The organism is Streptomyces sp. NPDC051104, from assembly GCF_040682835.1.
Lineage (GTDB): Bacteria > Actinomycetota > Actinomycetes > Streptomycetales > Streptomycetaceae > Streptomyces > Streptomyces cynarae.
This window is the reverse complement of sequence record NZ_JBFBBS010000043.1, coordinates 43,393-50,425: the sequence shown is the minus strand read 5'-3', so window position 1 is coordinate 50,425 and position 7,033 is coordinate 43,393. Positions and strand designations below refer to the sequence as shown.

Sequence of the window (7,033 nt, the reverse complement as noted above, 5' to 3'; positions counted from 1 at the left end):
TCGGGGGCGTGGGTGTCGCCGCCGTACCCCGTGTCGCCGTGGGGGGCGGGGGTTAAAGGGCTGGGGGCGGCCCCCCCCCCCCGCCGCCCGGCCCCCGCCGCTCGTCCCTGTGGCACGAACGCGTGTCAGAAGGACCTGCGTGCGTTCCGGCGCAGCACCACCAGACCCGCGATCACCAGGACCGCTCCGGCCGCGGCCGGCCACAGGTGGGCACCGGTCTCCGCGAGACCGCCACCCCCGACCGACTGAGGCGCGGTCCCCGGCGCGGTGGAGGGAGCAACGGCCTGCGCCGTGGAGGAGACGGCGGACGGAGCGGCGGAGGTCGCCTCCCCGATGGCGGGCGAGGTCTCGGCGGGAGGCGTGGCCGCGCCGGTGTGGTGCCCTTCCGAGGCGCTGCGCGGCTCGGCGACCGCGCCGCCGCCCGCTGCGCCCGGGGTCGCGGGGACCCCGGGCGTCGCCCCGCCGCGGCCGTCACCCGCGCCCCCGGCCGGCGCCATGGTGGCCGGTGCGGCCGTCGAGGGCTGCGCCGACTGCGGGCCGGGGGTGGCAGAGCCGTCTCCGGCGCCGCCACCGGGTGTGGCGGCCGGGGCGGATCCCGTCCCGCCGCCGGGCGCGGTGGTCGAGCCGGACCCGGCGTTGCCGCCGCCGGAGGGGGCGTCGGCGGACGGTGACGGCGTGTTCTGCGGCTGGTCGCCGGCGTCGCCACCGCACCGCTTGCCGGTGTTGACGCAGTCGACCACCTGGTTCATCAGCTCGTCGGTCATGACGTTGATGAAGTCGTCGTGGTCGGTGATCGGCTTGTGCAACTGCTCGGGGAAACCGTCCACCGCGTAGGCGTTCCTCACCTGGCCGTTCTCGACGACCGGCTGCGGCACGTCGTACACCAGACGCATCGTCAGCTGCGGGATCGCCTGGAAGCCGTTCGGGCAGGTGCCGCTCCCGTCGGCGAAGGCCACATGCGTACGGTGGTTGGCGCTGTCGATGTTCTGGCCGTCCCAGCAGCTCTGGAAGGCGAACGACCGCACCACCTCGCTGCCCTGCGGGCAGATCGGGTACTTGTCCGTCAGCTGCACCTTGTCCTCGAAGCCGGTGCAGCTCCAGTGCGCGTTGGCGTTCTTGGGGCCGTTGGTGAAGGCCTTGGCGTCACCGGTGATGATCCGCAGGAACCGAGGCATGGCCACGACCTTGCTCGTCGGGCTGCCGGCGAACCTGATCTCGGCCTGCCGGGCCACCAGGATCCGGCCGACGTTGCCTTCCTTGCCGCCGCCGTCGGCGTTCTGGTCGAAGTCCTGGGTGCCGTCCTGCACACGGAGCACCGGCCAGTAGTACGACGACTTGTCCTGCTGGTTCTGGCAGCTGGTCTGCGCCGCTGCGAAGGTGTCGTTGGTGGCGAAGGCGTCGTTCGACTGGTTGCCGACGTAGTCGTGCAGGTGGTGGGCGCCGTTCTTCACGCCGGGCGCCACGATCACGTTGTCGGTGTTGTGGTTCTTGTTCTCGTTGACACCGCACTTGGTCTCGAACGAACCGGTGGAGCCGCCGGCCTGCCGGCCGGGCTCGACGACGTTCGGCTGCACGGTCCGGATGTCCACGAAGTCGGAGGCGACGGGCCCGCTCGTGCCCGTCCGACCGCCGTCGCCCTGCTGCCCGCCGTTGTTCTGACCGTTGCCGCTCTGCTGCCCGCCGCTGTTCTGAGCGTCGCCGCCGTTGCTCTGCTGTCCGTTGTCGCTCTGGCCACCGGCTGAGGGCTGCGCCTGGTCGGCCGGTATCCCCGTGCACGCTGCCATGCCGTCGATCGCGCCGGGGGCGGTGCCTCCCGCCCGCTGGTAGTCGGTCTTGATCCGGTCGATCACCGCGGCGCGCCGGTCCTTGAGCGGGCCGAGGATGGAGTTCTGGACGTAGCTCGTGTCGCCCGCCTGGGCCTGGCGCGTCGACGCCAGCCGGTCGTAGGCCTCGGTGATCTGCTGGTCCAGGGTCGCCAGATCCGTGTCCACCTGCGGCTTCGCCACGCCCGGCACGTCGGTCAGCTTCTGGCCGACGTCCGGGCAGTCGATCGTGACGGTTCCGGCCGCAAGGACCCGGTCGCCGCCGCCCTGTTCCGAGCCGCCCCAGCCGCCCTCGGTCGCCGAGGCGTAGACGTTCGCCGCTACCAGCCCTCCTCCGCCCAATATCAGCGCGACCGCTGCAAAGGTCGCGCGCCGTACGCCCGTTGGACGTCTACGCGAATTGCGTCTCAAGGCAGTGCTCCTACAGGTCTTGACCGGCTCGGCATGAAAGCCTCCCTCCATGTACGTGGCGGAACCCGCCCGTGTTCAACCGCACCGGAGATTCACAGTGACCTCATGGCCACGCCCTCCGCTTCCCCAGCTCCCCAACACCGCGTTCGAGCAAGGCACCTGGCGGGCAACCGCTTGTCAGAAGGGAGGACTGTCGAGATGACGACGTCCACGAAGCAGGCACCCTCATCGGTGGCCGCGAGGCGGCGGATGCCCGGCTGGGGCAAGGCCGTCGTCGCGCTCGTCGCCCTGCTCGCGGTGTTCTTCGCCGGGTTGCGGCTGAGCGTGTTGCCCGGGCTGCGTGACCTGTTCGGCACGGACACGCACGACCGGTCCGGACCCGTACTGCTGAAGTCCATCCAGGACATGAGCCGTTACCAGGCCGCCTCAGGCAACTTCCAGGTGGTCGTGGACCTGGAGAAGGACTCCAGGTTCCTGCCCTCGGCGATCCGCGGCACCCGCACCCTGTACGTCGGCGCGGGCACCGTCGACGCCTACGTCGACCTCGGCAAGGTCGGCGAGCAGGACGTCGAGGTCAACGGCGACCGCACGTCCGCCACCATCCGGCTCCCCCACGCCGCCCTGGGCAAGCCCGCGCTCGACCCCGATCGCTCGTACGCCGTCTCCAAACAGCGCGGCCTGCTCGACCGCATCGGCGACTTCTTCTCGGACAACCCGGGCAGTGAGCAGGCCGTGCAGGAACTGGCCGTCCAGCACATCGCCGAGGCCGCGAAGGAGAGCGAACTGACCGGCCGCGCCGAGACGAACACCACCAGCATGCTCGACGGGCTGCTGAAGTCCCTCGGCTTCAAGGAGGTGAAGGTCTCCTACGGCACCTGAGCCCCGCCCTCTGTTCGGGGCTCTCAGCCGGTCAGGACGGCCGGCAGGGCGAGCACCCCGAGCAGGGCCGCGCCCGCCAGGACCCATGCCACGTAGTCCCCGATGTGCCCGGACTGCAGCCGGCGCAGGGGCAGCGTCCACGCCCGGAGGGCGAGCAGTCCGGGGCGGGTGACGGCGAGTGCGGCCAGGGCGAGGGCGAGGACCGTGGAGGCGAGCCCCAGCAGGACGCCGGACGCGGTCCAGTGGACCGAGACGGCCGCACCGCCCGAGCCGGCCTCGTTCACGGAGCGCGCCACCGTCTGCGCGAAGCCGGGGACGACGCCCACCGCGAGCGACGCGGCGAGCAGCACGGCGGGCACGGCCGTCATGGTGTCCGGGATGCGACGCAGCCGGTGCCGGGTCTCGGGTTCCTCTCCGGTGCCGGTGGTCTCGTACGACGAATCGACCTGCGGCTGAGGCCCGAGCCCGTAGAAGACGCGCGCCGCGACCCGCAGGACCGCGCCGCCCGTCACCGCGGACACGACGACGTAGAGCACGGTCAGCGGCCCGCCCGCCTCCTCGAGGACCGCCTTGCCGAGGGAGGTGCCGAACGGGGGCAGTCCGGCGAGCGCGAGTCCGCCGAGCACGAACATCACCGCGACGCCGCGCAGCGGACGGCCGCTGCCGTGCAGCGCCGCCTCGTCGACGCAGCCGAACCGGTCGAGCAGGAGGCCGGTGCAGGCGAACAGCGCGGCCTTGGCTCCGGCGTGGCCCAGGATGTACAGGGCGACCCCGTCGTCCGCCTCCGGCACGAGCGTGCCGACACCGACGAGGAACAGCCCCATGTGGGCGATGGTCGAGCACGCGAGGAGCCGTTTGATGTGCCGTTGCTGCCAGCACATGAGGGCGCCGACGACGCCGGTCAGGATGCCGAGGACGACCAGGGCCCGCTCCAGGTCGGCCGCCGGAATCCCGCCGGGCCCCGAGAAGACGGTGGTGCAGACGCGCCAGACCCCGTACAGGCCGAGTTCGACCATGACGCCGGACAGCAGCATGCACACCGGAGTGGGTGCGACGGCGTGCGCGTCGGGCAGCCAGAAGTGGAACGGCACCGCGGCGGCCTTGACCAGCAGCCCCGTCAGGACGAGGACGAAGGCGGCGAGGGTCAGCGCGTCGGGTCCACCGTGGGCGTCGAGCCCGCGTCCCAGCTTGGTCATGGCGAGTTCGCCGGTGCGCGCGTAGAGCAGTCCGATGCCCATGAGCATGGCGTAGGCACCGAGGGAGTTGACGATGCCGAAGGTCAGGCCGCCCTGGACGGCCTTGGCCTCCTCGACCCGGTAGCCGGTCAGGGCGTAGGCCGCGGTGCCCATCAACTCGAAGAACACGAACGCGTTGAACAGGTCGCCGGTGATCGCGAAGCCGCACATACCGCCCTGGAACAGCAGCATGAGGGCGGGGAAGGAACCGGCGTGCCCACGGGGCGGCTCCTCGAAGTAGCGCCAGGAGTACACGAGGGCGGCCAGCGTCAGCACGGAGGCGAGAGCGGCCATCCCGAGCCCGGGGCCGTCCCCGACGAGGACGATGCCGACGCTCTCGCCGCCCACGGGTGTCCAGGCACCGACCCATTCGGTCAGCGGCTGCGAGGAGTTGAGGAGCAGCCAGACCGCCAGTCCGGCGGTGCCGGCCGACAGGGCGCACCCGGCGCTCTCGGCGACGACGCGGGGCAGCCGGCGTCCGCAGGCGGCCAGCGCTCCGGCACCGAGCAGCGGAACGGCGACGAGCAGCGGCAGGAGGTGGTTCATCAGCCGCGCAACTCCCGCAGTTCGTCGGGGTCGACGGTGCCGTGGCGCTTGACGACCTGCATGACGAGGGCGAGCAGCAGGGCGGTGACGGTGGCGCCGACGACGATGTCGGTGAGGGTGAGCGCCTGTACGACCGGGTCCACGACGGGCCGTGAGCCGGGCTTGAGGTCGGAGAAGACGGGCGCGGTGCCGCCGTCGCGGTAGCCGACGGCGAGCAGCAGGACGTAGGTGGCGGACTGGCAGACGGCGAGGCAGCCGACCGCGTGGATCAGGTTGCGGCTGGTCGCGAGGCCGTAGCAGCCGGTCAGAAAGATCCAGACGGCCACGAGGTACGGCAGTACGCTCATCGGTTCCCGTCCTCCTCCTCGATTTCGACGGCCTGGTCCAGGAAGCGTGCGAGCAGGACGACGATCGCGCAGGTCACCTCCATACCGATGGCGGCGTTCAGCACCGGCACGGTGCCGCCGGACGACAGCGTGTTGAACGTGCCGTACGGCAGGAGCGTGTTGGCGAGGAACGCCGTGCCTGCGAGTACGCCCGCGAGCCCCATGACGAGGTAGCCGGAGGCGGAGAGCGCGTCGCCGATCTCGTACACGTCGATCGGCCGGATGCGTTCCAGGGCGCGGTAGTCGGCGCCGAGGTAGAGCAGGTGCAGGCCGGTCGCGGCGACGACTCCGCCCTGGAACCCGCCGCCGGGGCTGAGTTGGCCGTGCGCGATGACGTACAGGCCGGTGAGGACGGCGACGGGCAGCACGATCAGCGTGTAACGGCGGACGGGTGGCGCGACCGCCTCCGGTTCCGGCGTGGCACGCTTCTCGTCGCGGGTCTGGCGGAGCAGGACGACCGTGCCGAGGACGGACGCGAACAGGATGCTCATCTCGCCGAGCGTGTCGAAGGCGCGCAGGTCGAAGTTGACGGAGGCGATGGTGTTGGCGGTCTGCCGGGACAGGGACGCGTGGACGGCCCGGTCTCCGTAAGGGTGCCGGGAGCCGCCGAAGGAGGGCAGGCCGAGGCAGGCGGCGACGAGGAGGGCCGCGAGGCAGGCGCCGCCGAGAGCCAGCACGACCACCCGGACGCGCCGCGTCATCGCTCCTCCCCCTTCCCGTCCTTGGGTTTCCTCCTGACCTTGCGCACCGAGAGCATGATCAGCAGCGGGGTGACCGCGGACCCCACCGCGAGCTGCGACAGGCCCACGTCGGGGGCCTGCACCACCGTGAACAGCACGGCCAGACACAGGCCGAGCAGGGCGAGGACGAGGGCCTGGCGGGCGGGGTCGCGGGTGGCGACGGCCGCGGTCGCCGAGGCGGCGACGAGCAGCAGGGCGACGACGATCAGCGGGTCATCCACGGTGGCTCCCGAATCCGCCCGCGAGCGCCCGGGAGGCGATGAGGTTGCCGCTGATCAGCAGTGCCCCGACGACCAGCAGCTTGACCATCGCCCGCCCGGGTCCGGTGACAGCGCACAGCACCAGCACCACCACGGCCCCGTATCCCGCGACGGCGAGGGTGATGCCCCAGGCCTGCGGCGGGTCCTCGGCCAGTTCGTCGGCGAGCAGCCGGGCGAAGACGAGGGTGCCGACCGGCCCCAGCAGGGCCAGCAGGAGGGCGAGGTCGACGTACGACGTGCGCCCGAACCCCTGGGACAGCAGCAGCAGTCCGGGGCAGGCGACCGCGCTGGACAGGTTCTGGGCGACGACCCGGCGGCGCAGCGGTCCGGTCGAGACACCCCACACCGTGGCGCCGACGCCCGCGCCGAGTGCGATCGTGGCCGTGAGCGTCCAGCCGTTCACCGGGCGCCCACCGCCCGTCGTGCGGCGCGTGCCGCGACGGCGCCCACGAGTGCGGCCGACGTGCCGACGGCCCACTCCAGGGTGTCGACGGAGCTGATGAGAACGATCCAGAGCACGGTGAGCCCGCCCCACCAGAGGACGATCTCGAGGGCGGCCCGGAATGTCGTACGCGCGTTCATGCACCGCCTCCGTCCACCGTCGCCGTGGAATGTCCGGAATGTCATCCAAGCACCGCGCGGGCCGTGGGGGGTGGCGGCGCGCGCGAGTGGCTGCTGCTCGGAGTGCCCCGCGTACGGGCGGGGAAACCGACGGCGGTATGCCTCAGGGTCATCAGTGGTGAACGGCTGTCC

8 protein-coding genes are annotated in these 7,033 nt (G+C 72.0%); 1 reads left to right on the top strand and 7 read right to left on the bottom strand.

What is annotated here, in order from left to right; genetic code table 11:
• Positions 1-125 precede the first annotated feature (125 nt).
• Complete coding sequence (locus tag AB0N14_RS33950) at positions 126-2,234, bottom strand: DUF1996 domain-containing protein (RefSeq protein ID WP_366029548.1); 2,109 nt, start codon at positions 2,232-2,234, stop codon at positions 126-128.
• A 198-nt stretch (positions 2,235-2,432) separates the two neighbouring features.
• Between AB0N14_RS33950 and AB0N14_RS33945 the strand changes: the two genes are divergently transcribed.
• Positions 2,433-3,113 (top strand): DUF4230 domain-containing protein, encoded by a 681-nt coding sequence (locus tag AB0N14_RS33945; protein ID WP_366029547.1) that lies wholly within the window; start codon positions 2,433-2,435, stop codon positions 3,111-3,113.
• A gap of 23 nt (positions 3,114-3,136) precedes the next feature.
• On the opposite strand, the gene AB0N14_RS33940 is transcribed toward AB0N14_RS33945, so the two are convergent.
• From AB0N14_RS33940 to AB0N14_RS33915, 6 genes are read right to left on the bottom strand one after another with little or no spacing between them, the layout of a single operon-like run.
• Entirely contained in the window at positions 3,137-4,894 is a 1,758-nt protein-coding gene (locus AB0N14_RS33940) for a complex I subunit 5 family protein (protein WP_366029546.1), read from the bottom strand.
• A complete protein-coding gene (locus AB0N14_RS33935) occupies positions 4,894-5,241 on the bottom strand; it encodes a sodium:proton antiporter (RefSeq protein WP_366029545.1) in 348 nt (115 codons plus the stop codon). Before AB0N14_RS33935 ends, AB0N14_RS33940 begins: the two co-directional genes overlap by 1 nt.
• Complete coding sequence (locus tag AB0N14_RS33930; protein ID WP_366029544.1) at positions 5,238-5,981, bottom strand: MnhB domain-containing protein; 744 nt, start codon at positions 5,979-5,981, stop codon at positions 5,238-5,240. The genes AB0N14_RS33935 and AB0N14_RS33930 overlap by 4 nt, the downstream gene beginning before the upstream one ends.
• Positions 5,978-6,241 (bottom strand): hydrogenase subunit MbhD domain-containing protein, encoded by a 264-nt coding sequence (locus tag AB0N14_RS33925; RefSeq protein WP_366029542.1) that lies wholly within the window; start codon positions 6,239-6,241, stop codon positions 5,978-5,980. The genes AB0N14_RS33930 and AB0N14_RS33925 overlap by 4 nt, the downstream gene beginning before the upstream one ends.
• Positions 6,234-6,683, bottom strand: coding sequence for an MrpF/PhaF family protein (locus AB0N14_RS33920; RefSeq protein WP_200423065.1), 450 nt, complete (start codon positions 6,681-6,683; stop codon positions 6,234-6,236). The genes AB0N14_RS33925 and AB0N14_RS33920 overlap by 8 nt, the downstream gene beginning before the upstream one ends.
• Positions 6,680-6,862: a hypothetical protein gene (locus AB0N14_RS33915; protein ID WP_366029541.1), complete on the bottom strand. Its 183-nt coding sequence runs from the start codon at positions 6,860-6,862 to the stop codon at positions 6,680-6,682. Before AB0N14_RS33915 ends, AB0N14_RS33920 begins: the two co-directional genes overlap by 4 nt.
• Between the last annotated feature and the right edge of the window lie 171 nt (positions 6,863-7,033).